Here is a 25084-nt window from a genome sequence, read left to right as displayed (position 1 = left end):
TCCTATCACTACTTAATTCAGCTGATAAATCTCCGAATATTTCTCTTCCAGGTAAGCGGCCAGATAATCGGCGTTCAACCCTTCCCCTGTTGCATCTTCCAGGATTTCCAACGGCTTTTTCGACATGCCGTATTGATGCACGTTTTCGGTCAGCCATTCGCGGATCGGCGTGATATTGCCTTTAGCCAGCAACTCGTCAAAATTCGGCAAACTTTTCAGCATCGCATTTTTAAATTGGGCGGCGTACATATAGCCAAGCGCATAGGACGGGAAGTAGCCGAAGCTTCCGCCTGCCCAGTGCACATCCTGCAGCACGCCTTCTGCGTCAGTTGACGGGCGTACGCCTAAATATTCTTCGTATTTGTCGTTCCAGAGCTTCGGCAAATCTTTCACGGCTAAATCCCCGTTGAACAACCCTTTTTCAAGCTCATAGCGGATCATGATATGCAACGCATACGTCAGTTCATCCGCTTCAATCCGGATCAAGGAAGGTTTCGATTCATTAATGGCCCGCACGTAATCTTCGAGGCTTACCGCTTCAAATTGCTTTGGAGCGTATTTTTTCAATAAATCATAATTGCTTGTCCAAAAGTTTTTGTTGCGGCCGATGAAGTTCTCAAAGAAAAGCGACTGGGATTCATGGATTCCCATCGAAGCCCCGTCTTCAATCGCAAGGCCGGAAAGATCCGCCCCCAGGTTCTGGTCATAAAGGGCATGCCCGCCTTCGTGGATCGTCCCAAAGACTGCCGTACGGAAATCCTGTTCGTCGTATTTCGTCGTTACCCGAACGTCGCGGCGGTTGATCGTTGTCATGAACGGGTGGACTGTTTCATCCAAGCGTCCGGCTTCAAAGTCATAGCCCAATTGCTTCAGGATTTCAATGCTGAGATCCCGCTGCGCTTGTTTTGGAAAATGCTCATATAGGAAGCCCGTTTCCGGTTTGTTTTCCGAAGCTGCAATTTTTTGCACCAACGGCACGATGCGGCTCCGCAGTTTGCCGAAAACTTCATCCAGAATGTCAGTCGTCATGCCCGGCTCATATTGGTCAAGCAATGTGTTATAGGCGCTGCCGTTCTTTTCGCCCCAATAGCCGATCATTTTCTTCGTCATCGAAACGAGCTCTTCTAAGTAAGGCTCGAATAACGAAAAATCAGCAGCAGCTTTTGCATCTTCCCAAACCGACTCCGCTTTGGACTGCAAGATGACGTATTTCTTATATTCTTCAGGCGGAATTTTTTTGCTAAGGTCGTATTCTTTGCGCGACTCTTCAACAGAGCGCTGCATCACGCGGCTCAAGCCAGCGAGATCCGCTTCCAAATCCGTCAATAATTGGCCGAATTCATCGGATGTGGATAACGCGAACAATTCGGAAGATAATGTGCCAATCGTTTCAGAACGGAGATCCGTCCCTTTTTTGGGCGCTCCTGTACGGAGGTCCCAATACAATAAGGAAAGCGCCTCATTGTAGGCCTGCATTCTGCTCACATGGTCTTTGTACTGTTTTTCAAGTGTCAACATAATCCCCCCACATCTTCTTTGCCTAATAATTGTATCATAAGCAGGAAGAAGGGATTAGAAATTTTCAGCCGGCACCGGCAGAATTCCCTGCCATAAATGTTCGACAGCCAGCTCTTCTTCATTCAGCAGCAAATGGATTTCCCCGTAATCGTTTGACGTACGGATCAAGCGGCCGATTCCTTGCTGGATGCGCAGCTGCATAAACGGCAAATCAATTTCTTCCAGCGGATTGGAGCTGAAATTGCGCTTCGCTTCAAATACCGGATCTTTCGGCGGGAACGGCAAATCGACGATAATTACTTTTGTCAATGCTTCACCCGGCAAATCAAGTCCTTCCCATAGATGATATGAACACAATACCTGGAATTTGCCTTCCTGGAATTCTTTGACGACCGTCGATAATTCCCGGTCTCCTTCAAATTCGATCGCATATTGATGGCTGAGCGGCAAGGATTGCTTGAATTGCTCCATATCGATTTTCGATTTGAAAAGCACCAATGTCTGGTCCCCTGTAGAAAATAGATCATATACGCGTTCAAACTTATCCTCTTGTTGAAGCGGATGCTTGACGATTTTCATCACTTCTTCGTATTCAAAAGGCGAAGGCACTGAAAACGACTGGAAATCATCAATGCCTAGGCTGTCTGCGATGTAGGTAAAATCCTTCTGAACTGACAGGGTCGCAGATGAGAAGATGATCGGCGTTTTTCCGTCGAACAGTTTTTCATCTAAAATGTCGGTCACGAGACGCGGCATGATGACCAAAGTTTCGATTTCATCTTTCACTTCCAGCCAGTTGACGGCATCGCCTTCTTCCACAAATAAGCGCATGGAGAACGTATAAAGCTCGAAATATTCTTCTGCGATTTTCAAATCGTATTCCGGAATCGTGTAAAGCTCACTTTCAAACACGAACTCCTCCATCAAGTCATCAATCAAAGCGATCAATTCTTTTCCTAAGGAAAGGAGCAGAGCCGTTTTGCGGATGCCTTGGCGATCTTCATCGCTTGGAATCGCACAGTTTCGAAGTTCCCGGAAAAACTCATTGTGCAAATCGATGGTCCGCTCGATCATATTTAACGTTTTTTCACGGACGCCGTCGACCATAATGCGTTCGGTCACATTGAGCAGCGTCATTTCCTGCACTTCATACGTTAACGCCCGCTGCGCTGCAAATTCCAGTAGATGCCCTTCATCCAATACAATCAATGAAGTTTCCGGCAGGAGCGGCGTTTGCCCTTCGCGGACGCGCGTTTCTTTCGTCCAAATATGCTCCATTAAAAAGTCGTGCGAGCAAATGACCAGATCGGTCGCCTGGCGATAATGGTTGCGGTGAATCGTCTGCCCGCATTTATTGCGCAATTCGCAGGCTGCACAGTTTTGAATTGGATGGTAATTGACTTGCTGCCATTCCTCATCCGTCACTTCGGGATAGCTTGACCGTTCGCCGTAAGGATAGGTGTTTTGCATCGAATACGTTTTATTGACAAATTCCGGAAGACTGAACTCGATATCATCCAAAAAGTCAGCGTCGCTGCGCTTTTGAGCCCCTTCAAGTCGCTGAAGGCATAGATATTGGTCTCTCGACTTCGCTAGCCTAACGTCCATTTTCAAATCGAATAAGGAGTTCAGGCGGTCGATGTCGCCGCCTTTTTTTACGAGCTGCTCGATCAATGTCTCGTCTGCACAAGAAATGAGTGCCGGTTTGCCGGTATAGCGGGCGTAAGCAATGGCAGGGAGCAGATACGCGAGCGTTTTCCCGGTTCCGACGCCTGCTTCTGCAAACAACACCGATTTTTCTTTTAAGGCCTGCTCAATTTGGAAAGCCATGAAAATCTGCTCGTCCCGGAGATCAAAGCCTTTATCCGGCAATTCATCATAAAAGATATCCCCGATCCAATCATTCAATGACTCAAAGAATGTCTTCTCTTTCGATAATGGAAATGGTATAGGTTGTCTCATATATTCTCCTCACAGATAAACGGAAGGGCATGAGCCCTTCCGTTATCCTGTCATTTATTTTTTGGACGTTCGCCCCAGAACTGGAATAGATCTGTGCGGATAAATCCGTTGAATAATTTTCTTTTCTTAGTGGCCGGCTGCCCGTATAGCGTTTCAAAACGAGGCATTGACGACAGCATGTAAACAGACCATGACGGGTATTTGGCAAAAATCCGGCCCATGTCACCGATCATCTCTTCGATTTCTTCAATTTCTCCGATCCGCTCCCCATATGGTGGGTTGCCGACGACTACTCCGTTTTCACCGTGCGCTGTGAAATCTTTCAGCTGGCGCTGCTGGAATTGGATTAAGTCGCCGAAGCCTGCTTCCAGTGCATTTGCTTCTGCGATTTTGACCATTCGATGGTCGATGTCTGTGCCTAAAATATCGAGCGGCTGATCATAATTCGCCAGTTCCTCCGCTTCGTTGCGCACTTCTTCCCACATTTCTTCCTTCATCCATGGCCAATGTTCGCTGTCAAATTCGCGGTTATAGCCGGGTGCGATATTTTGTCCGATCATCGCTGCTTCAATCGCGATCGTTCCAGAACCGCAGAACGGATCGATAAACGGACGGTCCGGCGTCCACCGAGACAATTTCACAAGAGCAGCAGCCAAAGTTTCTTTAAGAGGCGCTTCCCCTTGGTCCAGCCGGTAGCCGCGCTTGTGGAGGCCAGCTCCGCTTGTGTCGATCGAAAGCTGCACTTTGTCTTTCAAAATGGAAACTTCAATTTTAAAGCGCGGACCCGATTCGTCCAGGAACGAATTGCGGTGATACGCCTTTTTTAGCCGTTCAACAATCGCCTTTTTCACAATGGACTGGCAGTCCGGTACACTGTAAAGTTTTGATTTCACCGATTTCCCTTGCACCGGGAAATTGGCATCAACCGGCAGGAATTTCTCCCATTCAATCGCTTTCGTGCGTTCGAACAATTCATCAAATGTATAGGCACTGAATTCACCCGCGATGATTTTTACCCGGTCAGCAGTACGCAGCCAAAGATTGGCTTTGGCGATATCGCGTTCTTCGCCTTCGAAGAACACTTTTCCGTTATCGGTTTTTGTTTCGTATCCTAATTCTTTTACTTCATCTGCTACAATCGATTCGAGCCCCATTGCAGCTGTAGCCAGTAATTTAAATGTGGTCATATTGACGCCCTTTCCTGTTGCTTGATATTCCAAATTTCGATAAATGCGGGCAATTCTTCTACCGCCATCGCCTTGCTGTAAATATAGCCTTGAATCATATCACAGCCGAGTTCTTCCAGCAGCTCCACTTGCTCAGTCGTTTCCACACCTTCAGCAACCACCGTCAGACGGAGGCTATGGGCCAAATTGATAATGGCATCCACGACGAATTCATTTTCTTTGATCGAGACAATCTCTTTCACAAAGCTGCCGTCCACTTTCAATTGATCAATCGGAAAGCGACTTAAATAGCTTAGCGACGAGTAGCCTGTCCCAAAATCATCGACGGCTATCGAAAACCCAAGGTCCCGCAATTCATGCAGTTTCACCGTAGTTTCTACAACATTTTCCATAATGGTATGTTCAGTCAATTCGAGTTCAAAAAAACTCGGTCGGCAATTCATTTTTTCAAAAATCGCCTTTAGCGAAGCGACGAAATTGGCCTGCTGAAAATGCAGGCTGGAAATATTGATCGAAATCGGGACATTTAAGCTGTTTTTAGAGTTCAGCTCAACAAAGTCCCGGCAAACTGATTCAATAATCGCTTCGCTTAGTGAAATAATCAGCCCGGTTTCTTCTGCAAACGGGATGAATTCAGCGGGCGACACCACGCCAAGCTTTTCGCTTTCCCAGCGGATCAGCGATTCGAAACCCGTCACTTGTTGTGTGCTGATATCGACTTTCGGCTGATAATGCATGTTGAACGAACGGTTTTCAATCGCTTTCCGCAACTCTGCTTCCATCAAAACGAGCCGTTTCGATGCCGTTTTCAGATCTTCGAAATAAAAACAATATTGATTGCGTCCATTCTGTTTCGCAAAGTACATCGCCTTATCGGCTTTTCTCAGCATGTCATCGAGTGTCATGCCGTCAATCGGATATAGGCTGATGCCGATGCTTGTCGAAATGTAAATTTCTTCTCCTGCCAGCTGGAAAGGCGTTTCCAGCACTTCAATGATTTTTTCCGCCATGTTGGCAGCTTCTCTCGGATGCTTGATGGCTGTCAAAGCTACGACAAATTCATCTCCGCCATAGCGCGCCAGAATGTCTTTGTTTTTCAGTAGGCCTTTGATGCGTTCTGCTACATTCATGAGCAGCAGATCGCCCATATCGTGTCCAAGAGAATCATTGATTTGCTTGAAGCGGTCCAGATCCAAAAACAGGAGAGCGTGGCTAAGTTCATATTTTTTCGAGGTTTTTATCAATTGCTGCATGCGTTCTGTAAAATCATAGCGATTCGAAGCGCCTGTCAGCGAATCCGTCAAAGCCATTTTCTTCAGTTCGTCTTCGGAAGATTTCCGGTCCGTCAGATCAGAGAAAATTCCGCAATAATTCCGGACCATGCCTTTGTCGTCAGTAATTGCGGTAATGTTCAGCCATTCCGGATAGATTTCGCCATTTTTTCGGCGATTCCATATTTCTCCGCTCCATTCGCCATCCGTATTCATTTTCGCCCACATCTTTTGATAAAAATCTTGTGCGTGAATACCCGATTGCAGAACTTTAGGAGAGAGCCCCAAAACTTCTTCCCGGTCGTATCCCGTCACAAGTTCAAAAGCCGGGTTGACATGCACGATTCTTTTTTGGAGGTCTGTCACCATTATGCCTTCAGACACTTTCGTAAAGACTTTCTCAGGCAAATCTTTTGGAAACTTCGAAATTGAAATTGCAGAGTTCTTGATGAAAGCTTGCTCGACCAAAACCATACACCACGATTCTAATAGTATAAGAAGAAAAGCTCCCCTTCCGGAGAGCTTTTAATAAGCAATTTAAAGCCAAAAGAAATTCTATAAGCCATGTTTTGTCTTCCACGTACTCGAACGGTTTGACCCTCGTACTAGTGGACGGCAACCATCTATCTGCAAACTGAACGCTTGCCTCTTCCTCAGTTCAATTCCTTTAGAAAAGTGCCCCTACCATAATTTGGGTTTCTCACTCGCGGGGTTTACCTCGTTCCACCTGCATAATTTCTTATGCAGCTCCGTCACTGTGGCACCTTCAGGGTATTTCGGCCATATCCGAAGACTTAGGCGTTCTACCCGCCGTCAGCTGTTAAGCTGCCTTAGCTTATTGTTTCGCTAAGCGCGATCACTACGGCCATCGCAGGTCCGTGTGAGCATGGACTTTCCTCTCCGGATAGGATCCGGAGCGATTGCCAGAATTTCAAATGGCTTTACTAGTATACGTTATTCCGGGAAAGATTACAATGAAATTACTCGTTATTCAATTTGTTGCCAAAAACATGGTTCTCCAAATGAGACAGCCGGCGAAGGATGTCAAAATTCGTCGTTCCGGGTGCTGGAGTCGCCTGTTTGCGCGGCATATCTTCCAATTCTGCTTTTAAGCGTTTGTTTTCATTTTGCAGTTGTTCGATTTTTTTTGCGAAAATTTCATAGTCTTGAATGATTTCATCCAGGAAATGATCGACTTCGTCTTGGTTATAACCGCGCATTCCAGTTTTAAAATCTTTTTCTAAGATATCTTTAGCTGTAAATTTATTGTCCATTTTAATCGTCCTTCCGTAAAAAGCCTGCCATACGCTAAGTATAGCATAAGGCAGGTTATAGGTCTTTATATCTTCTTCACTTCAGAACGTTTTTTTCGAATTTTTTCTTCGAGGCGGGCTTGTCTTTTCACAATATCACTCACAAGGGAAAGCCGCACTTGCGTGTGTTCGCTAGCTTCCTTTGCAAATCCGGCCATGATTGCCGCTTGCTTCAAATCTTTCAGCTGATGCTCATATAATTTCGAAGCATGGATCCAGGCTTCTACTTCGACCGTCCCTCTTAGATGCGGCGCCGCTTCCTTGAATAAGCGGAGGGCCTCTTTGTGCAAACCGGCCCTTTTTTTCTGGATTGCCAGCAGGTACCGTGCCATCGCAGCAGAACTCCCGCGCTCCAGGGCAACATGCTCCAAATAAGCCGCACTTTGGTCATACTGCTTTAAGTCTGCGTACCATTTGCCGATATTGGTATAGGCACCGCTCGTTTCCGTCTCCAAATCTTCCATCAACAGATCCGATGACAGGACATATAAAGAAACCAACGACAAAATATCCAATTCATTATGGAAAAGAACTTTTGCAAGCCCATCCGGATAGCCGCTTTTCACAGCATCCAAATAAATCGGCGGAATCAGATAGCCCGGCACATCGCCTTCCCTCGCAAAGCCCAATTTCTCTTCTTCGATTGTGCTCAGTTTCAATCGTTCCAATTCATTTCTCCAAATCCGTTTCGTGCCATGGAACAGGTCGATCTGGACCGGCGTCGGCAGCTTCGGCAAAATCTGGCGATGCATCGTCCAGCGCGACATCAGCTGCGGCCAGTCAAAACTTTTCCCGTTATAGGAAAAAATGATTGGCTGCTCTTCTTTCCATAGGCCTGTTTCATAAAGAAAAGCCGCTTCATTGGAAGGGTCGGGCATGATGTATTGAACCATTTCGAAACTGCTTTCATGTTTGACCAGCAAACCGATCAGGAAAATATAGGCGCCTGTTCCGCTGAGTCCGGTTGTCTCCGTATCAAAAAATACAATTTTATCATCCGTCTTCAATTTAAACGGATGATCGAAGGAAACTTCTTGCCATGCTGCCAGCACACGGTCGAGTTCGTTGAGCTTCACTTTCCCGTGCCTGGTGTCCAAAGGGTAGGTGATCTTTTTTTCATAAACAAATCCGAATTTATTTTCTTTCAGCTCGAGTCCGATGCTCTTCCATTTTTCTTCGTGCACCGGACGCTCATTTGCTTTCGGCTGTTTCTTTTTCACGGGCTGCTTTTTCAGCATGCCTTTCATCTGAAGTAGTTTGCTTTCAAATGACATTCGCTGCTCACCTCTCTTTGCGGAGCTCGCTCAGTAAATCGATGACGTGGCTTTTCATGCTGATCGCCGCTTCCTGGGCTCCGATGCATGCCGGACAGCCGTCAAGGCAAGGGCATTCTTCCACATGCTGCTGCGCTTTGTCGAGCAGGGGCTGCCAGAGATCGTAGATGCGTTCACTGATGCCAATGCCGCCGGGGTAGGAATCATGGATAAAAAATGACGGCATGCCGTTATGCGGCGATTTTACTTGCGGCACAACATGGACATCTCTCCGGTCGCATTGGACAAAGATCGGGATGAACGATTCAATCGCATAAGCGGCGCCTGTCATCGTATCCGATAGCTCAGAGTCTGAAAAATCTTCCGGCTTTTCGAAGCTTAGCCATGTCGAAGAAGTGTGCAACTCTTCTGCTGGCAGCGAAATCGGGCCGGAACCGATGTTGTCGTGGCTGTCGAACCGGATCTTCTTGAAAATCGTCGGCATCGCAAGAACGGCTATATCCCCAAACTGGACATCTGATGTATTCAGCTTGCGCGTCTTGTCTTCGCTCATCACTTTCAGTTCGACCGCTAAATTCGCATCGGTAAAATAATCCACATCCACTTCGCGTACGTACGCTTTCTTTTCTTCCCAATCCAAAATTTCCACTTGAAATTGGGTTCCTTGATGAAGGTAAATTGCTTCTTCATGCAGCAAAGTCATGGCGCTGAAGCGGTCCATTTCCCCGATGACTTTCGTGTTCGCCGGAATCGATTGGTCGATGATGACCACGTTTTCCTGAGAAGCCGACCGCAGTGAAATGTCATGTGCAGGAAAACGGTCGCTCATCCAATGCCAACGGTCAGAAGTCCGGACAAGCACCCCTTCTTCCTGCAAATATTCCAGCAATTCCTGGACGTCAAATTCCCCGTACTGATCGTCCGTTGAAAACGGCAATTCAAAAGAAGCGCATTTCAAATGATCCATAAGTATGATGATATTCTCCGGGTGGATTCTCGCTTCTTCCGGCGTCTGGTCCAGCAGATATTCCGGATGGTTGATGATGTATTGGTCGAGCGCCGTGGATTGCGCCACATAGACCACCAACGATTCATCCTGCCTTCTTCCTGCCCGGCCCGCTTGCTGCCAAGCGCTTGCGATATTTCCCGGATAACCGGTCATGATGCACGCTTGAAGCTGCCCGATGTCTACTCCGAGTTCAAGCGCATTCGTTGAGACAACACATTTGATCGTCCCGTCGCGCAGCCCTTTTTCGATGGCTCTCCGCTCCGTCGGCAAATAGCCGCCCCGGTAGCCTTTAATGGATTCGTCCTGAAGCTTCGTTTTCGTGATGGCTTTTAAGTAGGTGACGAGCATTTCCACCCGCACCCGGCTCTTTGCAAAAACGATCGTCTGGATATTCTGTTTGACGAGATGCGTCGCCAAGTCCCGGACTTCAAGCACCGCACTTCTTCTCACGCCGAATGTCGGATGGATGATGGGCGGGTTGTAGAAAACGATGTGCTTTTTGCCGGACGGCGCTCCGTTCTGGTCAATCAAAACATGCTCGGTGTTTGTCAGATTCTCCGCCAGTTCTTTCGGATTTGCTATCGTTGCCGATGTGCAGATAAACACCGGATCGCTGCCGTAGAATGCACAGATGCGCTTTAAGCGCCGTATCACATGTGCTACATGCGTGCCGAATACCCCTTTATACGTATGAAGTTCGTCTATGACTATATAATGAAGGTTTTCGAATAATGAAACCCATTTTGTATGATGGGGCAAGATAGCGGAATGAAGCATATCCGGATTCGTGATGACAATTTGGCCCGCTTTTCTGACTTTCGTCCGTATCGCCGGTGCCGTATCGCCGTCGTACGTATACGACAAAATATCCTGCTCCATCTTTTCGATCAAATCATGAAGATCGCTTTTTTGATCCTGCGCAAGCGCTTTTGTCGGGAATAGATAGAGCGCGCGTGCCCCTGGATCGCTTAAAATTTTGTGGATCACCGGCAAATGGTAGCAATACGATTTGCCGGAAGCCGTCGGTGTCACGGCGGTAAACGATTTGCCACTCACAGCGAGGTCAAACGCTTCGCGTTGATGGGTATATAATTTATCCACCCCTTTTTTCTTAAGCGCTTGTTTTAAGCTATCGTGCATTCCTTCTGGAAATTCTGCATACATCGCCGGCTTTTCCTCTTTCGTATGCCAATGGACGATGCGTTCCATCATATCGGGTTCCGTTTTCCACTCTTCCATCAGTTCGGGAAGTTTTTTTCGTTTAATCATCGCTTTCGCTCTTTTCGTCTATCGCCCGGATGAATGTCTGCAAAGTATACTGGGCAGCCTGTATTGTTTGGATAAAGCGCTTTTTGCTGGTATCTTTGTAAAAGCTTTGGACAAAAAATTGCGTCATTCCTTCAGCAGCCGTATCGATCTGCGGTTTGTGCACATGCTTTGGCCGCTGCTGCTGTATATAGAGCAGCGACTCCCGCTGCCATTCATTTATCAGTTCATGCCAATGATCGGCATATGGTTTCACATCATTGTAAAAATCCGGTTCGGCATCGCGCTCGCGCATGTCAAAAAACCGGTCCTGGCATTTCCCGCATTCATCGAATAGCGTGGAAGAAAGTTCTCTTACTGTCATAAATCTGCCACCTCCGTTGCCAATAGTTTATCATATTCCTAATAGGCAGACGAATATTATCGAACAGACATTCTTTTCAGTTGGCATTTGGAAGCCATTCCGCTATTATAAGTCTAGCAATTTTTGAAACCTTTCCACAACGGCGTCGTCTAAATCCGTGTGATATGATAGATGGAGTGAGGTGTATCACGATGGCAATAAATTATCCAAACGGAAAAAAGTTCATTCCTTCGAAAGAAAAGCCCGTTGCCAAAAAGAAAAAGGATTTTTCTTTCAGCAACCGGGGTAAGACATTAGAGGATGAATTGAACGAAACGAATGATTATTATTTGCAAATGGGTCTAGCCGTCATCCATAAAAAGCCGGTGCCAGTCCAAATCGTAAAAGTGGAATATCCGTCGAGGAGTGCAGCGGTTATTCGAGAGGCTTATTTCAGAGCCCCTTCTACCACTGACTACAATGGTGTATGGAACGGCAAATACATTGATTTCGAAGCAAAGGAAACTGAAAATAAAACCTCCTTTCCTTTGAAAAACATCCATGACCACCAAATTCATCATATGGCCCAAGTCGTTAAACAAAAGGGTGTGGCCTTCATGATCATCCGTTTTTCTTCCTTGGAACGCTATTTCATCATCCGCTTTGAAGATCTCGAAGTTTTTTGGAACCGGATGATAATGGGCGGAAGAAAGTCCATCGCCTTGAATGAATTGGAAGCAACTGCAATAGAAGTGAAGCCAGGCGCTTTCCCGCGCTTAGACTACCTGCCTATTCTGCAAAATCTTTAAATGCAAGCATTTACGAAAGTGAGGAACCGATTGTGAGCGAAAAACCAGTTTCGCGTGAACAACGCAGAAAAGCACTCGAACAACAAAAGAAAACAGCACGGAAAAAGCCGGGCCAGAAGAAAAAGAAAGCCTCTTCCGGCGCAAGCTGGATCAAACGGATTGTTTTGGCCGTCGTCTTGATCGGCGTCGTCGGATTGCTGTCCGGACTCGGATTATTCGCATATTACGCGAGCAGCGCCCCGGATCTCGATGAAGAATTGCTGCGGGATCCGATCAGCCCTAAATTTTTAGCCGCTGACGGCAAAACGGAAATACCATTTATGACCGTGGAAGACCGGACCTACGTCAATTACGAAGACATTCCAAAAGAAATGGAAGCCGCCATTCTGGCTACTGAAGATAACCGTTTCTATGAACACTCCGGAATTGATGTTATCCGTTTAGGCGGAGCGGTCTTAGCAAATATCACCGGCGGTTTCGGGTCGCAAGGTGCCAGTACCATTACCCAGCAAGTGATCAAAAACTCGTTTTTATCCAACGAAAAAACGTTAAAGCGAAAAGCCCAGGAAGCGTACCTTGCCTATAAACTGGAACAGGAGTACACGAAAGAAGAAATTTTTGAAATGTATTTCAACAAAATCCTGATGTCCGGCAATACGTACGGCTTCGGCACTGCGGCAGAACATTTTTACGGCAAACCCCTTTCTGAATTAGGATTGCCTGAAATGGCCCTGCTTGCCGGCATGCCGCAAAGCCCGAACAATTACAACCCTTTCAACCATCCGGAAGCTGCCGAAAAGCGCCGAAACATCGTGCTTAGCTTGATGGAACAGCACGAGAAAATTACCACTGCCCAAAAAGAAGAAGCCCAAGCGGCACCGATTACGGAATTGCTGCTGGCTGAAGAAAACCGCCCGAAAGCGCCAACGGGAGAATACACGGCGTTCATGGAAATGGTGCAAAGCGAATTGGAATCTTTGAGCGGCGATTACTCGCTTGATGAAGGATTGACCATCTATACAACGCTTGAACCGGATGTCCAAAAAGCAGTCAATGAAACGATGTCGTCTGATTTGTTCTTTGATGACAAAGTCGAATCCGCGATGACGATCGTCGATACCCAAACAGGGGCAATCCGAGCTATCGGAGCTGGCCGCGACTATTCCGGCGATGTCCGCATCAATTACGCAACATCCCGCGACCGCGTTGTCGGATCGACGATCAAACCGTTGGTGGCTTATGGCCCGGCAATCGAATACTTGGATTGGTCGACCGGCCAGCCGATCGTCGATGAACCTTACTCTTATGAAGGCGGTCAGCAAGTCCGCAACGTCGACGGCAATTTCCTTGGCGGAATGACGATCCGCGAAGCGCTTTACCGCTCACGCAACATCCCGGCGGTGAAAACTTTGAAAGAAGTCGGCGCTGAAGACGCCAAAGATTTCGTCCGCAAACTTGGACTGGATATCGATGTTTTTGAATCGACTGCCCTAGGATCTACTGGCATTTCGACAGTCGATCTAGCCGGTGCATTTGCAGCATTCGGAAATGACGGCATCTACACTAAACCGCATACGATCACGAAACTGGTGTTCCGCGACGGCACAACCGAAGAAGTGGTAAAACCGGAATCGGTTCCGGCAATGAAAGACAGCACCGCTTACATGGTCACAGATATGCTACGCGATGTTGTCGACTTGAATGTGCCGGGTGCAACCGGCAAAGAAGCGGCTCTTAGCGGATTAGACCTTGCCGGCAAAACCGGTACATCCAATTACACACAAGAAGACTTAGCGAAATATGGACTTGACTCTTCTTCCGCACCGGACGTGTGGTTTGCAGGTTATACAAGCAAATATTCCGTTTCGGTATGGAGCGGCTACCCTACTCGTGAAATTGGAATCGATACCGCTTCAAACGAGCGTTTATTGGCGCAGCGGTTGTTCGCGAACGCCATGTCGAAAATTTCTTCGAGCGCCGATACGGATAATTTCAAAAAGCCGGAATCCGTGGTCGAGCTGGAAATTGAAGCAGGAAGTTCACCATTGCGATTGGCCAGTGCGTTTACACCTTATAATTTAAGATCTACTGAATTGTTCGTACGCGGCACAGAGCCGACGAAAGTATCCGAAGAATTCGTCCAGGAAGAATTGGATGCCCCGTCCGGCCTCCGCGCTTCTGTAGACGGCCAAACGGCGAATCTGACTTGGAATTACGATATTACGGAAGGCGTCGCATTCGAAGTCGCTGTTGAAGTGGATGGCAATAGTTCCGTATTGACCACAACCGGCGACCGGGCTTATTCCTTCAGCGGCTTGGAAGAAGGCAAAACTTATACGTTCCGCGTTACAGCGGTCAGCGATGACCTCCGAAGCGACCCTGCCTCTGTCGCAGTAGAAGTCGCAGGAGCTCCTGAAGAGGAAATCGAGGAAGAGCCGGTTGAAGAAGAGGAACCGGTTGAAGAGCCTGAGGAGCCAGTAGAAACGCCGGAAGATGAAAATCCGGACGGCAATGACAATGGCAATAGCGATAATGGCAATAGCGATAATGGCAATTCAAACGATAACGGCAACAATAATGGCAATGGCCAAAATAATGGCGATAATGGAAACAATGGAAACGGCGGGAATAATGGCAACGGAAATAGCGGCAATGGCGGCGGCAATGGCAATGGCGAAACGCCTCCTCCACCACCTGAAGACAGTGAAGGCGAAGGCGATGCCAATCCAGCCTCTGTTCCAGATGCAACCCCACCGGAAGAAAATGACCAGCCATAAAAATCAAATCAAAAAGACCGGCCCATCTGATTACCAGATGGGCCGGTCTTTTATTATTGCACAATTCATCGGTACGCATTCAACTTATGTAAATCATTTTAAAAAACGCCTCAAATTGCATCTTCTTTTAAGTACGTATTTACAAGGAAAAAACATCTTTCTTTCGTCAATTCGCGCACTGAAATCCAATCCAATTGTTTAAGCCGCAGCTCTTCCATTTCTTCTGAACTCAATTGGCTTCGAATTACGCTGTATATTTCATTTAAGGCTTTGTCCCATCGTCTGAGCGATTCTGCCTCACCTGCCTTCAATGCAGCGGTCGAACCATTCTTATACGAATTTTCGAGTTTTGCAAGGGCCAGATCGATTCGTTCCAGTTCCAGCAAATAATAAGCTTTCGGGTTTTCCTCCACGGTTTCCCGCTCCATCGATTGATTTTCCGGAAGCGAAGGCGCGGACTCCTCTTCTGCCAACTCCGCTGTTTCTGCCGGCGGCTCTTCTTCGCTTGGCACAGCTTCTTTTCCAATAGTGGTGCAGCCGCTCAGCAATCCTGCAGCGACAAACAGATAAATCATTTTTTCATAACGGCCTCCAACAATACATCATTCCTTTAGTACTGCTTATTCCTAATGAATCAAATATATACAGTTTCCATCAATTTAGCAATTCCATAAAAAACGATACTTTTTTTCTCATCATCGTCTATTATGTACACGGGGAGTAAAATGTATGGAAGAAGAAATTGAACAACTATACCTGGATCACAGCGACCGGGTGTACCGCTATATTTTTCTGCTGATCAGACAGAAAGAAAATGCAGAAGATTTAACGCAAGAAACATTTTATAAAGCGTTTAAAAACTTAAAGTCATTCAACCACCAATCCTCTGTTTCCACTTGGCTATTGAAAATTGCGCGAAATGTTACGTATGATTTTTTGAGAAGAAAAAGATGATCCGTTTTTTCAGCATGGAAAACGAAGAGGATCATGCTAGCAGCCTTCCCGCTCTTGAAGAAATGGTTGCGCAAAAAGAACAAACGAGCGAATATTGGGGAAAGGCTCCGCATCTAGCGAAGATTCTGAAGCCGTTTATCTTTATGAATTTCTTGAAAAAACGTATGGACCTTATTTCACAGCAAGCGGTTTTGATCAGTTCGTGCCTTACGCTTATTTCTACCATTTGGGCGAGGAGTCTTCTTCTTACCAATTCCGGCTAGGAGCCGTTGAAATCGAAAAAACCCAGGACGCACCGTCCCAATATGAGCTTGAATTTCAAGTTGAATTTACAAATAGCTTCGGCGTTTCCGAGAGCTTCCCGATGACGGGCATGGCTAAATTTGGAGATGGCGGGAAACTTCAGAACATTGAATTTGAAGATCCACAAGGCTTGAGTGTAACGATATTAGAGAACATCTGAAATTTTCCCGCCGTATTCAAGTGTTTTTCTGCTTCTTGCAAGCAGCCGTAAGCTTGGCGTAACGAGCTGCTCAATCGGTCGAGGCATTTCAGCCAGGTAAATTTGGCAGAACAAGAAGTGCAGCTAGCTTTTACAAAACCGCCCTCCATTGTAAAGGCGGTTTTTCAAGCATCATAAAATCTATTAAAGGTTCGTAATGTCTATAATAGAACCAAATTTTTTTATTGGTTTTCGGCAATCATCAAGTAGAGGTCATCCGTCAGAAATTGTTTTTTGATGATTCTCATCCCACTGCCTTCCAGTTTTCTTTCCAATTCTGCATATGTGATGCGAGGAGCTTTTTCATTTGCTGCTCTTTTTGGTTCAAGCTCAAGGCAGACAAGAGAACCGCCTATTTTCAAAACGTTCCTGAATTGCTGCAAGGTCTCCTCTAGCGGATGTATCTCATGAAGCACTAAAGACGCTACGATATGATCAATCGAAGCATTCGGCAACGGGATGCGATTGCTCTCCCCCTGAATGAGCTGGATATTCGGGATTTGCTGCTCCTCGGCTTTGGTGCGGATCATTTCAAGCATCGCGCCATCGATATCGAGCGCATAAACCGTCCCTTCCAGCTTTTTAGCGAGCGGCAGCGTGAAATAGCCGGTTCCGGCTCCGAAATCCAGCACGTTGTCTGTTTTCCGTAGCGGCATCCGGTCCAACAATTGAGCCGGCGAAAACTCAGCCCTTCTAGCCGCACTTTCCAAATAAGCGACTTTTCCATTATGATGATGCGTGTGCTTTGCAAAATTATTTTCCATTAATGCCATCTCCTTCTTTTTCAGCGTACTTTTCTTCTATAAAATCAGCATTTACGCTGAAAGCTGCCTGGCTGCCCTCCGAAGCGGCAATCATCAATTGTGCCGGTCCCTCGGTCGCTGAATCTCCACAGGCAAAAACACCTTCAATTGTCGTGCGTTTCGAAGCATCTACTTTGATTCCCCCACGGTCATTTAATTCGCAGCCAAGTATTTGTCCGATCGAAGAAGCTTGCTGCCAATCAGGCGTGATGAATCCGCCTGTCCGCTGAACTTTTTCTCCTCCGGCAAATTCGATTTCTTCCAGCTTGCCTGATGTTCCGTGCAACGATTTGATTTTTTCATCCCGGATGGTGATGCCCCGGCTGTTCAAGATCCTTCTTTCTTCACCTGTCAGCATCGCTTTTCCGTTTGTGCAAACGATGAGGTCACTCGACCAATTCGAAACGAGCTTCGCCATATGGAAAGCCCATTGATTTTCAGAAATGACAGCAAGCGGCTGATCTTTCAGTTCCCATCCGTCACAATAGGGGCAGCTGAATAGGCTTGTTCCGTAAAACTCTTCTATCCGTTCTACAGCCGGCAGAATTTCCTTCATTCCTGTTGCCAATATCAGCTTACGGGATTGAAAACCGTCTCCGTTTTCCGTTGTTAGTTGAAATAGCCCATTTACCTTTTTGACTTCCTTAACGCGCTGCTTTTCAATCTGTATACTTGGATAACGGCCCAATTCGTGCTGGGCAATTCGTTTCAATTCCTGCGGATCGATGCCATCTCTCGTCAAAAAGCCATGGGCTTCATCCGTCACACTATTTCTAGGCTTGTTGTCATCAAAAAGAATAGCTTTTCTGCGGGACCGGCCAAGGATCAGCGATGCACTCAACCCGGCCGGCCCTCCTCCAACGACTGCGCAATCCAATATCATCTCATCATCTCCTCTGTGCTTTTTTATGCTGCTCAACTTCCTTTATAAGATCCGACAAGCGTTTTCCCTGTAGCTCCCGTTTCATATTTTCTTCCGCTTGCCGCATCGTTTTCTCAATCAGACAGCCTTCATGATGGATCGTGCAATCAAACAAATTCGCCTCTCCTTCAATTGCTTTGATCACATCATAAAAAGAAGGGTCGTTTTGATTTCTTGCCAGCTTGTACCCGCCTTTTGCGCCGGGAGCCGATTCAATCAGCCCAGCTTTTGTCAGCTTGGTCAAAATCTTCGAAAGGTACGTTGGCGACAGCTTCTGCATTTCTGCCAATTCCTGCACCCCTACCGCATTTTCATTAGGCTCCCGCATTAAATGGAGCATCGTATGGAGCGCATAATTGGTAGCATTTGAATACTTCATTCCTGATCCCTCCGATTGATAAAAGATATTAAAGACTCTTGTTGTCTTTAATTAAAATAACACTTCCGTTTAGAATTGTCAAAGCCGTTCTTTTCGTTTTTGTAGATTATGTGTCTAATTGGAAGCATAAGTATTTCGATAAAACTGAATCCCCCGTGGACTTGTCTTGCCAGGGAACTCTTCGTCGTCGGATCGATTGCTTTTAACGGCAGATTTATCCTACGGCGTCCGCAGCAACGTTAAAATCCATAGTACGAAAAAGACGACTGGAATACTTTTCCGGTCGTCTTTTACTATCATCTTATATTTTTTATTTCAGCCAGCTGTCCAGAAACTCACTTTGATCTTCTTCGAAGTACCCCTCAAAAAATTGTTTGAATGCTCCGCTGTCGACTTGCTCGTATTGAAATTCGTTATAATAGGCCGATAAAAACTCAAATGCCGCTTCCGCTCCTCCGTTTGCTTCAAAAAACTCCTTGAGAAGCATCGGGATTTTGCCATAAATAGTGGAATAATAAGCCGTCTCCTCAAAATCGTCCAATGGAATATTGGCGTATCTTTCTGTCGGATAGGCCTCTTCTGCAAACGCAGCATCGCGAAATCCGCTGTCAGCATCCCCGTTCTGATCGCTGATGTACAGTGCGCTGGTGAACTCCGTCAGGCTTTCATCAAGCCAAGCCTCCCTGAAAGGGTCATTGCCCACGAGGAAATAAAACCATTGATGGGCTATTTCATGGATCAGCACCGACTCCATCGCTTCTCGCTCTGACGCCACTTCAATAACGTTCGGATATTCCATATAGCCGTCATTTGCGATAATATCCAATTCCCGGTTCGGATTATCGCCAATCCGTTCTTCAAAGTAACTATAGGCGTCCGCCGCCATTTCCGCCGTCGTCTCAAGGATTTCCGAGCCAGTTGGCACAAACACCCGCAGCTCTGTGTCATCGGCTTGGATCGTTTCTGTTTCCCATTCCTCCGGATCCAGGAGGGCCATATAGAAATCCTTGATGTTTTCGCCTTCTACTGTGCCGGAATCGGCTGGGGCAATTTGGCCGTCTTCTGCAGAAGTGGCGACCAAATATTCTTCCGGCATCCGGTAGCTCACTTTATACTTTCCATATCCCGTATCATAGGATTCCCCTTTTGGATCATAATCTTCGATCACCCAGCCATCTTTATAAATCCCAAGCATCGGGTACCAATGGGCCAAATAATAATTATTTTCCACTTGAGATAACCGCATGCCGTACTCTGGCAGACGCATTCTGTAATTGATTTCCACTTCGGCGGTCGATTGCGGTCCCAGGCTTTCTTCCAAATCTACCAGCAATTCGTTGTTGTCTAATTGATAGTCCGCTTTTTCTCCATTAACTGAAACCGAAGAAATCTTAAGCGCTGCATCCCCGTATTCATAGAATGGGGTCTCTGCTGAATTCATCGCATGGGGCACCAAATAAAAGCCGACATCCTTTAAAGATTTTTCAGATGAATTGGCCACAGTGATCGCGGCATTGACATTGATTGTGTCTTTTTTGTCCATCACCAGTTTCAGTTCATAGTCAGCACCAATCTTTTCAGGCTTTCCTTGTTTATGGCAGCCGCTTAGGCACCATCCATTGGCTGCAAACAACAGCATACTTCCTGCAACTATAATAGCTGCTGCAACTCCTATCCATTTCTTCATGCCATTTCTCCATTCGTCTCTATTGCTCCATTCAGTCTATCATGAACGATTCAAAATCGGACCATTCAATCTTAATATTTCCCACAAGTAAATATCGAATCATCTAAAAAAGACCTGCTGAATTTTCAGCAGGCCTTCCATTTTAGGACCCGTTTTTCAATCGAATCCTCTTCGAAGCTATTTTCTTATTCATTTCAGAAAACAATTCATCCAGTTGCCGAAAAGCGGCATAATTGTTTGGCCGCTGTTCGATAAACTGGATCCGTTCTTTGCCATTCATCGGGATGACTTCGCCGTTGCAATGGGCAAGCAACTCTTTCAACAGGTCCAATCCTTGCAGCATCAACGGAGCTGTCCCGCTGCTGCGCTTTTGGTGCAGGCTTGAAAGTTCTTCGGCTAAGGCAGCCCATTGGTCGAAATACGGCGAAACGGATTCTTTAGTTAACTTCTGTGATAATTTCACGCTTGACCAATCCTTTGTTTTCCCGTTTCTTCCCTTCTCTGCAGCGTTCGAACAACGGGCAGATATGGCAGCCGGGGTTTTGGGATTTGCAATGGTAGCGGCCAAAAAAGATGATTTGATGATGGGTTTTCGACCAATCTTCGGCGGGCGTCTTTTTCATGATCGTTTCTTCCACTTGAAGCGGGTTGTCTTTCCAACGGTTCAGTCCCAGCCTTTTCGCGACGCGTTCGACATGGGTATCGACCGCTAATGCGGGTATGCCAAAAGCAACCGACACGACCACATTGGCCGTTTTGCGACCGACTCCCGGCAGCGTCATCAGCAAGTCTCGGTCTGGCGGAACTTCACTCCCGTACTCATCGATGAGGATCCGGCTGAGGGCTTGGATATTTTTCGCCTTGTTCCGGAAAAGGCCGATGGAGCGGATGTCCTGTTGAAGCTCTTCTAACGGAACGGCTGCATAATCTTCCGGCGTTTCGTATTTCTGAAAAAGCGTCGCTGTGACTTTATTGACCAGCTTATCGGTGCACTGGGCAGACAAAAGCGTCGCAATCAGGAGATCGAACGGATTCCGGTGAATCAATTCGCAATGCGCATCCGGGAACATCCGATCCATTTCTTCCAGGCAAAGGAGCCATTCTTTTTTCGTCATCAATTGCATTCACCTACTAATTCCGTTCCTCCAACCAATTGTAGAATTGAACTTTTTTGGTGGTGCTGGCTGCTGGCTGAAGCTGGATATTTTTCTCTCTGAATGATGTTGCATGGCGTGACACTTCCATCGACGTTTTGATGTTTTTCTTTTTCCATTCAAACAGAATGCGGTCCACATAGCGAAGGCTGATCTTTTGGGAAATGACCGCTTCTTTTAACGCCATGCGGATAATCGCAGGGCTATGGCCGTCCTGGTCCATCCACATCGAAATCGTTTCAATTTCCATCGGCGAAAGAAAGCGGCCGAATTCCTGTTCAAACAACTGGAATACTTCGCCTTCCAATGCCTTTTGGGAAAGTTCTTTTTCTTCCTGTTTTTCTTTATAGACGCAGTCCAATAAACGTTCCCATAGAGGCTGCAAGGAAATATGCTCCGTAATCAATTCTTTGTCATTGTCCTGTTCAATGGCTAAATAGCCTTGCTGCATCAACTTTTGAATCATTGTGGTTACGTGGTTTTGAGAAGTCATCATGCGGCTGCCAATTTCATCCGGCGTCGGAAATGGATTTCCGGCTTCCAGAAAAGCATGGACATGCATGATAAGCATGGCTTCCTCATCCGTGATTTTCAATTCTTTATAGAATCGAAAAAAAAGCTGGGAAATGGCAACATTTCCCTGCTCGATCCAAGTTTGCAGTCGATCCGGCTGTTTCATATCCCAACCACCTTTCTATTCTGTTTCATTCGCTCAACTTCTTTTTTATAGGCTATAAACGCATTACGGATAAAGACGGTTCAACAAACGTGGGAATGGAATCGATTCTCTGACATGTTCCGCTCCACTGATCCAAGCCACTGTCCGTTCAAGGCCTAATCCGAAACCGGAATGCGGAACAGCACCGTATTTGCTTAACTCCAAATACCAGGCATAGGCTTTTTCATCAAGCCCGTGCTCTTCAATGCGCTGCTTCATCAACTCGAAATCGTAAATGCGTTCCGATCCGCCAATGATTTCTCCGTAGCCTTCCGGTGCAATAAGGTCTGCACAAAGCACGACGTCATCGCGTTCCGGATGCGGCTGCATATAGAATGGCTTGATGCCGATTGGGTAGTTGATAATGAATACCGGCATATCATAGCTTTCAGCAATCGCAGTTTCGTGCGGTGCTCCGAAATCATCTCCCCATTTGATGTCATCATGGCCGTTTTCATTCAACCATTTAATGGCGTCATCGTAAGTGATGCGCGGGAATGGCGCTTTTATGTTTTCAAGTTTCGATGTGTCGCGGCCAAGGCGCTCCAATTCGAGTTTGCAGTTTTTCAAGACGGACTGGACAAGATGCGCGACAAATTGTTCTTGGACTTCCAAGCTTTCCGCATGTTCTACGAAAGCCATTTCCGGCTCGATCATCCAGAATTCAATCAGGTGGCGGCGTGTTTTTGATTTTTCAGCCCGGAACGTCGGGCCGAATGAAAATACTTTGCCAAGTGCCATAGCGGCCGCTTCCATGTAAAGCTGGCCGGATTGTGAAAGGTACGCGTCTTCATCAAAATACTTCGTTGCAAAAAGCTCAGAAGTTCCTTCCGGTGCAGATCCCGTTAAAATCGGGGGATCCACTTTTACAAATCCGTTGTCATTGAAAAATTCATACGTAGCACGGATGATTTCGTTGCGGATCTTCATGATCGCATGCTGTTTGCGCGAACGAAGCCATAAATGGCGGTTGTCCATCAAGAATTCCGTGCCGTGCTCTTTTGGCGTAATCGGGAAATCTTTCGCTTCGTGAAGAACTTCAATGCCTGTTACAGCAAGTTCATAGCCGAAAGATGAGCGTGTGTCTTCTTTCACTTCACCTGTTACGTAAAGCGAAGTTTCTTGAGTCAACCCTTTTGCCGTCGCAAAAAGCTCTTCCCCGACTTCTTCTTTTACGACAACCGCTTGAACGAATCCGGATCCGTCGCGCAATTGAAGAAAAGCAATTTTTCCGCTTGAGCGTTTGTTCGCGACCCAAGCGCCTACTTTAACTGTTTGTCCATTATATTGAGCCATCTCGGCAATTGTAATCTTTTTCATCATAGCCTCCAAAAAATTAAGTCAATAGTTGTCTTTTAATCGTTCCATTTGGATTGGACAAATTCGTGAATGCGCCCAACCGCTTTTTCAAGCGCCTCAAGCGACGTCGCATATGAAAGGCGGATAGTAGAGTGCGAGCCAAAACCGGACCCGGGTATCACCGCTACGTTCGCTTCAGTCAATAGCGCTGTCGCAAAATCATCGACTGAAGAATAGCCCGTCTTTTGCGCCGCTTCCGAAACATCCGGCAAGAGGTAGAATGCACCTTGTGGACGCAGCACCTTAAACCCTGGAATAGCTGCCACTTTAGGGAAAATCGTGTCCAAACGGCTTTCAAAAGCGCTCCGCATTTCTTCCACAGGTTCTTGCGTCCCGTTATATGCTTCAATTGCTGCGTATTGGGAAGTCGTCGTCGGGTTTGATGTCGAATGGCTGGCAAGGTCTGTCATCGCTTTGATGATAGCCGCATCGCCTGCTGCATAGCCGATGCGCCATCCGGTCATCGAATGTGATTTCGATACGCCGTTGATGATGATTGTCCGATTTTTTGCATCCTCTGACAACTCGGCTACAGATGTATGGCTCGCTTCTCCGTAAATGAGCTTTTCATAAATTTCATCCGAAACGATTAAAATATCGAATTCACGGCATACTTCCGCCAATTCCGCGAGTTCTTCTTTCGAGTAAATCATGCCCGTCGGATTGCTCGGCGTATTCAAAATGATGGCTTTTGTCCGGTCTGTAATCGCTTCTCGCAGCTGCTGGGCCGTAATTTTATATTCCTGGCTGGCTGTAGCTTCTATGTATACAGGAACACCTTGAGCCAATTTCACCTGTTCCGGGTAGCTGACCCAGTAAGGTATCGGAATGATCACTTCATCGCCTTCGTTCAGCAATACCTGAAACAAAGTATAAAGCACGTGTTTTGCACCAATGCCGACCATGATTTCATTCGGCTGATAGCTTAATTGCTGGTCGCGCTGAAGTTTATCGATGATCGCCTTTTTCAAAGCCGGGAGTCCGCCGGAAGGTGTATATTTCGTTTTCCCTTCCTTCATGGACGCATAGGCCGCCGCTAAAATATTTTCAGGAGTGTTGTAATCCGGTTCTCCGGCCCCTAGTCCGATCACATCAATGCCTTTGGCTTTCAGCTCATTCGCTTTTGCTGTGATCGCAAGAGTAGTTGAAGGCGTTAACGTCTGTACACGATTTGCTAAGTTAATCAAAGTTGTTCAGCCCTTTCACAAATTCAAAATCTTCTTCCACTGTTTTCCATCACTTGCCATGATATAAATATAGTTTAACTGGTCTTCTTTATCTTTATAAGCGACTTCCCATACAGCTCCGTCTTTTTCCATCCCGAGCCGTGTATGCAGGAATTCTTTGACTTCCGCTTCTTTAGCCACTGCTTTTCTGGCTTGTTTGGCGGTCATTGCCTCATCAAGCGGGGCAATTTTCACTTCCCCTTCGCCAGTCGGTACAAAAATGGCATTCAATTTGCCTTTGGCGTCCGTTCCGATTACCGTAACAGCAGTTTGTTTGTTGGCATAGATATAAGCCTGTTTTACTTCTGCCAGCAAATTCTCATCTTTGACCCGTTCAATCGCCCGCTGTTCCGCATCGGAATACGGCTTGTTGCCGGCTACGATGACAATTATCATCAAAGCGACAGCCAAAAAAGATAAAAACCCAAGTATAAACGTAACCCATTGCTTCATTTGATCACCTAAGTCTTATAAATTGTAAAGATCGCTTGTTCCGGATCTTCCTTGTCCAATGCAAGTCCAAACATCAGATCGTTGTGTTTTAATGTTCGGTTCAAGGCATCCACCACTTTATACAAATCCGGCTGGTATTTCACATTTACGGTGGAGAGCACTTCTATTTTCGATTCCATGCAAAGCGACCTTCCTTTC

Annotated in this window: 24 protein-coding genes and 1 other RNA gene; 4 read left to right on the top strand and 21 right to left on the bottom strand. The window is 46.5% G+C overall.

Features of this window, described 5'->3' with window-relative positions; genetic code table 11:
* Window positions 1–12: 12 nt before the first annotated feature.
* The 9 genes from MTR82_RS02395 to MTR82_RS02355 all read right to left on the bottom strand — a co-directional run bounded on the left by MTR82_RS02395 (window position 13) and on the right by MTR82_RS02355 (window position 11164).
* Window positions 13–1518: a carboxypeptidase M32 gene (locus tag MTR82_RS02395; protein ID WP_246807560.1), complete on the bottom strand. Its 1506-nt coding sequence runs from the start codon at window positions 1516–1518 to the stop codon at window positions 13–15.
* A gap of 54 nt (window positions 1519–1572) precedes the next feature.
* Window positions 1573–3480 carry an ATP-dependent DNA helicase gene (locus tag MTR82_RS02390; protein WP_246807559.1) on the bottom strand — a complete coding sequence of 636 codons (1908 nt, stop codon included), beginning with the start codon at window positions 3478–3480 and terminating at the stop codon, window positions 1573–1575.
* A 50-nt stretch (window positions 3481–3530) separates the two neighbouring features.
* The gene (locus MTR82_RS02385) at window positions 3531–4667 is read right to left on the bottom strand and encodes a THUMP domain-containing class I SAM-dependent RNA methyltransferase (protein ID WP_052651438.1); all 1137 of its coding nucleotides are present in this window, start codon (window positions 4665–4667) and stop codon (window positions 3531–3533) included.
* Entirely contained in the window at window positions 4664–6412 is a 1749-nt protein-coding gene (locus MTR82_RS02380; protein WP_246807558.1) for a putative bifunctional diguanylate cyclase/phosphodiesterase, read from the bottom strand. Before MTR82_RS02380 ends, MTR82_RS02385 begins: the two co-directional genes overlap by 4 nt.
* Window positions 6413–6491: 79 nt before the next feature.
* An RNA gene (gene rnpB / locus MTR82_RS02375) (RNase P RNA component class B) lies at window positions 6492–6870 on the bottom strand.
* Between the two features lie 48 nt (window positions 6871–6918).
* Entirely contained in the window at window positions 6919–7212 is a 294-nt protein-coding gene (gpsB, locus tag MTR82_RS02370; protein WP_052651436.1) for a cell division regulator GpsB, read from the bottom strand.
* A 65-nt stretch (window positions 7213–7277) separates the two neighbouring features.
* Entirely contained in the window at window positions 7278–8525 is a 1248-nt protein-coding gene (locus tag MTR82_RS02365) for a ribonuclease H-like domain-containing protein (protein ID WP_246807557.1), read from the bottom strand.
* A gap of 7 nt (window positions 8526–8532) precedes the next feature.
* Window positions 8533–10803, bottom strand: coding sequence for a DEAD/DEAH box helicase (locus tag MTR82_RS02360; RefSeq protein WP_052651434.1), 2271 nt, complete (start codon window positions 10801–10803; stop codon window positions 8533–8535).
* Window positions 10796–11164: a YppE family protein gene (locus tag MTR82_RS02355; RefSeq protein WP_246807556.1), complete on the bottom strand. Its 369-nt coding sequence runs from the start codon at window positions 11162–11164 to the stop codon at window positions 10796–10798. Before MTR82_RS02355 ends, MTR82_RS02360 begins: the two co-directional genes overlap by 8 nt.
* A gap of 191 nt (window positions 11165–11355) precedes the next feature.
* Here MTR82_RS02355 and recU point away from each other — a divergent pair, with 191 nt between their 5' ends.
* Window positions 11356–11952 carry a Holliday junction resolvase RecU gene (gene recU / locus MTR82_RS02350; RefSeq protein WP_246807555.1) on the top strand — a complete coding sequence of 199 codons (597 nt, stop codon included), beginning with the start codon at window positions 11356–11358 and terminating at the stop codon, window positions 11950–11952.
* A gap of 32 nt (window positions 11953–11984) precedes the next feature.
* Window positions 11985–14729 (top strand): penicillin-binding protein 1A, encoded by a 2745-nt coding sequence (locus MTR82_RS02345; protein WP_246807554.1) that lies wholly within the window; start codon window positions 11985–11987, stop codon window positions 14727–14729.
* A 110-nt stretch (window positions 14730–14839) separates the two neighbouring features.
* Here MTR82_RS02345 and MTR82_RS02340 read toward each other — a convergent pair whose 3' ends face one another.
* On the bottom strand, window positions 14840–15304 hold the full coding sequence (locus MTR82_RS02340) for a lysozyme inhibitor LprI family protein (protein ID WP_246807553.1): 465 nt from the start codon (window positions 15302–15304) through the stop codon (window positions 14840–14842).
* A gap of 154 nt (window positions 15305–15458) precedes the next feature.
* Between MTR82_RS02340 and MTR82_RS02335 the strand changes: the two genes are divergently transcribed.
* Window positions 15459–15683 (top strand): RNA polymerase sigma factor, encoded by a 225-nt coding sequence (locus MTR82_RS02335; RefSeq protein WP_246807552.1) that lies wholly within the window; start codon window positions 15459–15461, stop codon window positions 15681–15683.
* Window positions 15684–15777: 94 nt separating this feature from the next.
* Window positions 15778–16146: a hypothetical protein gene (locus tag MTR82_RS02330; protein WP_246807551.1), complete on the top strand. Its 369-nt coding sequence runs from the start codon at window positions 15778–15780 to the stop codon at window positions 16144–16146.
* Window positions 16147–16367: 221 nt separating this feature from the next.
* On the opposite strand, the gene MTR82_RS02325 is transcribed toward MTR82_RS02330, so the two are convergent.
* The 11 genes from MTR82_RS02325 to MTR82_RS02275 form a co-directional block, all read right to left on the bottom strand.
* On the bottom strand, window positions 16368–16949 hold the full coding sequence (locus MTR82_RS02325; protein ID WP_246807550.1) for a class I SAM-dependent methyltransferase: 582 nt from the start codon (window positions 16947–16949) through the stop codon (window positions 16368–16370).
* Entirely contained in the window at window positions 16939–17871 is a 933-nt protein-coding gene (locus MTR82_RS02320; RefSeq protein WP_246807549.1) for an NAD(P)/FAD-dependent oxidoreductase, read from the bottom strand. Before MTR82_RS02320 ends, MTR82_RS02325 begins: the two co-directional genes overlap by 11 nt.
* Window positions 17872–17875: 4 nt before the next feature.
* Entirely contained in the window at window positions 17876–18289 is a 414-nt protein-coding gene (locus tag MTR82_RS02315) for an Rrf2 family transcriptional regulator (RefSeq protein WP_246807548.1), read from the bottom strand.
* Between the two features lie 310 nt (window positions 18290–18599).
* Window positions 18600–19976 (bottom strand): M1 family metallopeptidase, encoded by a 1377-nt coding sequence (locus MTR82_RS02310; protein ID WP_246807547.1) that lies wholly within the window; start codon window positions 19974–19976, stop codon window positions 18600–18602.
* A gap of 142 nt (window positions 19977–20118) precedes the next feature.
* Window positions 20119–20439, bottom strand: a complete 321-nt coding sequence (locus MTR82_RS02305) for a YpoC family protein (RefSeq protein WP_246807546.1) — start codon at window positions 20437–20439, stop codon at window positions 20119–20121.
* Window positions 20414–21094, bottom strand: coding sequence for an endonuclease III (nth, locus tag MTR82_RS02300; protein WP_246807545.1), 681 nt, complete (start codon window positions 21092–21094; stop codon window positions 20414–20416). Before nth ends, MTR82_RS02305 begins: the two co-directional genes overlap by 26 nt.
* Window positions 21095–21107: 13 nt before the next feature.
* Window positions 21108–21809: a DnaD domain-containing protein gene (locus MTR82_RS02295; protein ID WP_052651422.1), complete on the bottom strand. Its 702-nt coding sequence runs from the start codon at window positions 21807–21809 to the stop codon at window positions 21108–21110.
* 63 nt (window positions 21810–21872) lie between these two features.
* Window positions 21873–23168 carry an asparagine--tRNA ligase gene (gene asnS / locus MTR82_RS02290; protein ID WP_052651421.1) on the bottom strand — a complete coding sequence of 432 codons (1296 nt, stop codon included), beginning with the start codon at window positions 23166–23168 and terminating at the stop codon, window positions 21873–21875.
* A 35-nt stretch (window positions 23169–23203) separates the two neighbouring features.
* Complete coding sequence (locus MTR82_RS02285) at window positions 23204–24394, bottom strand: pyridoxal phosphate-dependent aminotransferase (protein ID WP_279576953.1); 1191 nt, start codon at window positions 24392–24394, stop codon at window positions 23204–23206.
* Between the two features lie 15 nt (window positions 24395–24409).
* Entirely contained in the window at window positions 24410–24886 is a 477-nt protein-coding gene (locus MTR82_RS02280; RefSeq protein WP_246807544.1) for a cell wall elongation regulator TseB-like domain-containing protein, read from the bottom strand.
* 8 nt (window positions 24887–24894) lie between these two features.
* Window positions 24895–25065, bottom strand: coding sequence for a YpmA family protein (locus MTR82_RS02275; protein WP_110925597.1), 171 nt, complete (start codon window positions 25063–25065; stop codon window positions 24895–24897).
* Between the last annotated feature and the right edge of the window lie 19 nt (window positions 25066–25084).

The sequence above is a fragment of the Planococcus ruber genome (assembly GCF_022819085.1).
Classification (GTDB): domain Bacteria; phylum Bacillota; class Bacilli; order Bacillales_A; family Planococcaceae; genus Planococcus; species Planococcus ruber.
This window is presented reverse-complemented; position numbering and strand designations above follow the sequence as displayed.

Coding starts and splice junctions, on each gene's coding strand:
- MTR82_RS02310 (WP_246807547.1), bottom strand. CDS start 19,976: ATGAAGAAATGGATAGGAGTTGCAGCAGCTATTATAGTTGCAGGAAGT.
- MTR82_RS02275 (WP_110925597.1), bottom strand. CDS start 25,065: ATGGAATCGAAAATAGAAGTGCTCTCCACCGTAAATGTGAAATACCAG.
- MTR82_RS02380 (WP_246807558.1), bottom strand. CDS start 6,412: ATGGTTTTGGTCGAGCAAGCTTTCATCAAGAACTCTGCAATTTCAATT.
- MTR82_RS02320 (WP_246807549.1), bottom strand. CDS start 17,871: ATGATATTGGATTGCGCAGTCGTTGGAGGAGGGCCGGCCGGGTTGAGT.
- MTR82_RS02360 (WP_052651434.1), bottom strand. CDS start 10,803: ATGATTAAACGAAAAAAACTTCCCGAACTGATGGAAGAGTGGAAAACG.
- MTR82_RS02325 (WP_246807550.1), bottom strand. CDS start 16,949: ATGGAAAATAATTTTGCAAAGCACACGCATCATCATAATGGAAAAGTC.
- gpsB (WP_052651436.1), bottom strand. CDS start 7,212: ATGGACAATAAATTTACAGCTAAAGATATCTTAGAAAAAGATTTTAAA.
- MTR82_RS02390 (WP_246807559.1), bottom strand. CDS start 3,480: ATGAGACAACCTATACCATTTCCATTATCGAAAGAGAAGACATTCTTT.
- MTR82_RS02295 (WP_052651422.1), bottom strand. CDS start 21,809: ATGAAACAGCCGGATCGACTGCAAACTTGGATCGAGCAGGGAAATGTT.
- MTR82_RS02335 (WP_246807552.1), top strand. CDS start 15,459: ATGGAAGAAGAAATTGAACAACTATACCTGGATCACAGCGACCGGGTG.
- MTR82_RS02395 (WP_246807560.1), bottom strand. CDS start 1,518: ATGTTGACACTTGAAAAACAGTACAAAGACCATGTGAGCAGAATGCAG.
- MTR82_RS02355 (WP_246807556.1), bottom strand. CDS start 11,164: ATGACAGTAAGAGAACTTTCTTCCACGCTATTCGATGAATGCGGGAAA.
- MTR82_RS02340 (WP_246807553.1), bottom strand. CDS start 15,304: ATGATTTATCTGTTTGTCGCTGCAGGATTGCTGAGCGGCTGCACCACT.
- MTR82_RS02385 (WP_052651438.1), bottom strand. CDS start 4,667: ATGACCACATTTAAATTACTGGCTACAGCTGCAATGGGGCTCGAATCG.
- MTR82_RS02365 (WP_246807557.1), bottom strand. CDS start 8,525: ATGTCATTTGAAAGCAAACTACTTCAGATGAAAGGCATGCTGAAAAAG.
- MTR82_RS02280 (WP_246807544.1), bottom strand. CDS start 24,886: ATGAAGCAATGGGTTACGTTTATACTTGGGTTTTTATCTTTTTTGGCT.
- recU (WP_246807555.1), top strand. CDS start 11,356: ATGGCAATAAATTATCCAAACGGAAAAAAGTTCATTCCTTCGAAAGAA.
- asnS (WP_052651421.1), bottom strand. CDS start 23,168: ATGAAAAAGATTACAATTGCCGAGATGGCTCAATATAATGGACAAACA.
- MTR82_RS02315 (WP_246807548.1), bottom strand. CDS start 18,289: ATGAAGTATTCAAATGCTACCAATTATGCGCTCCATACGATGCTCCAT.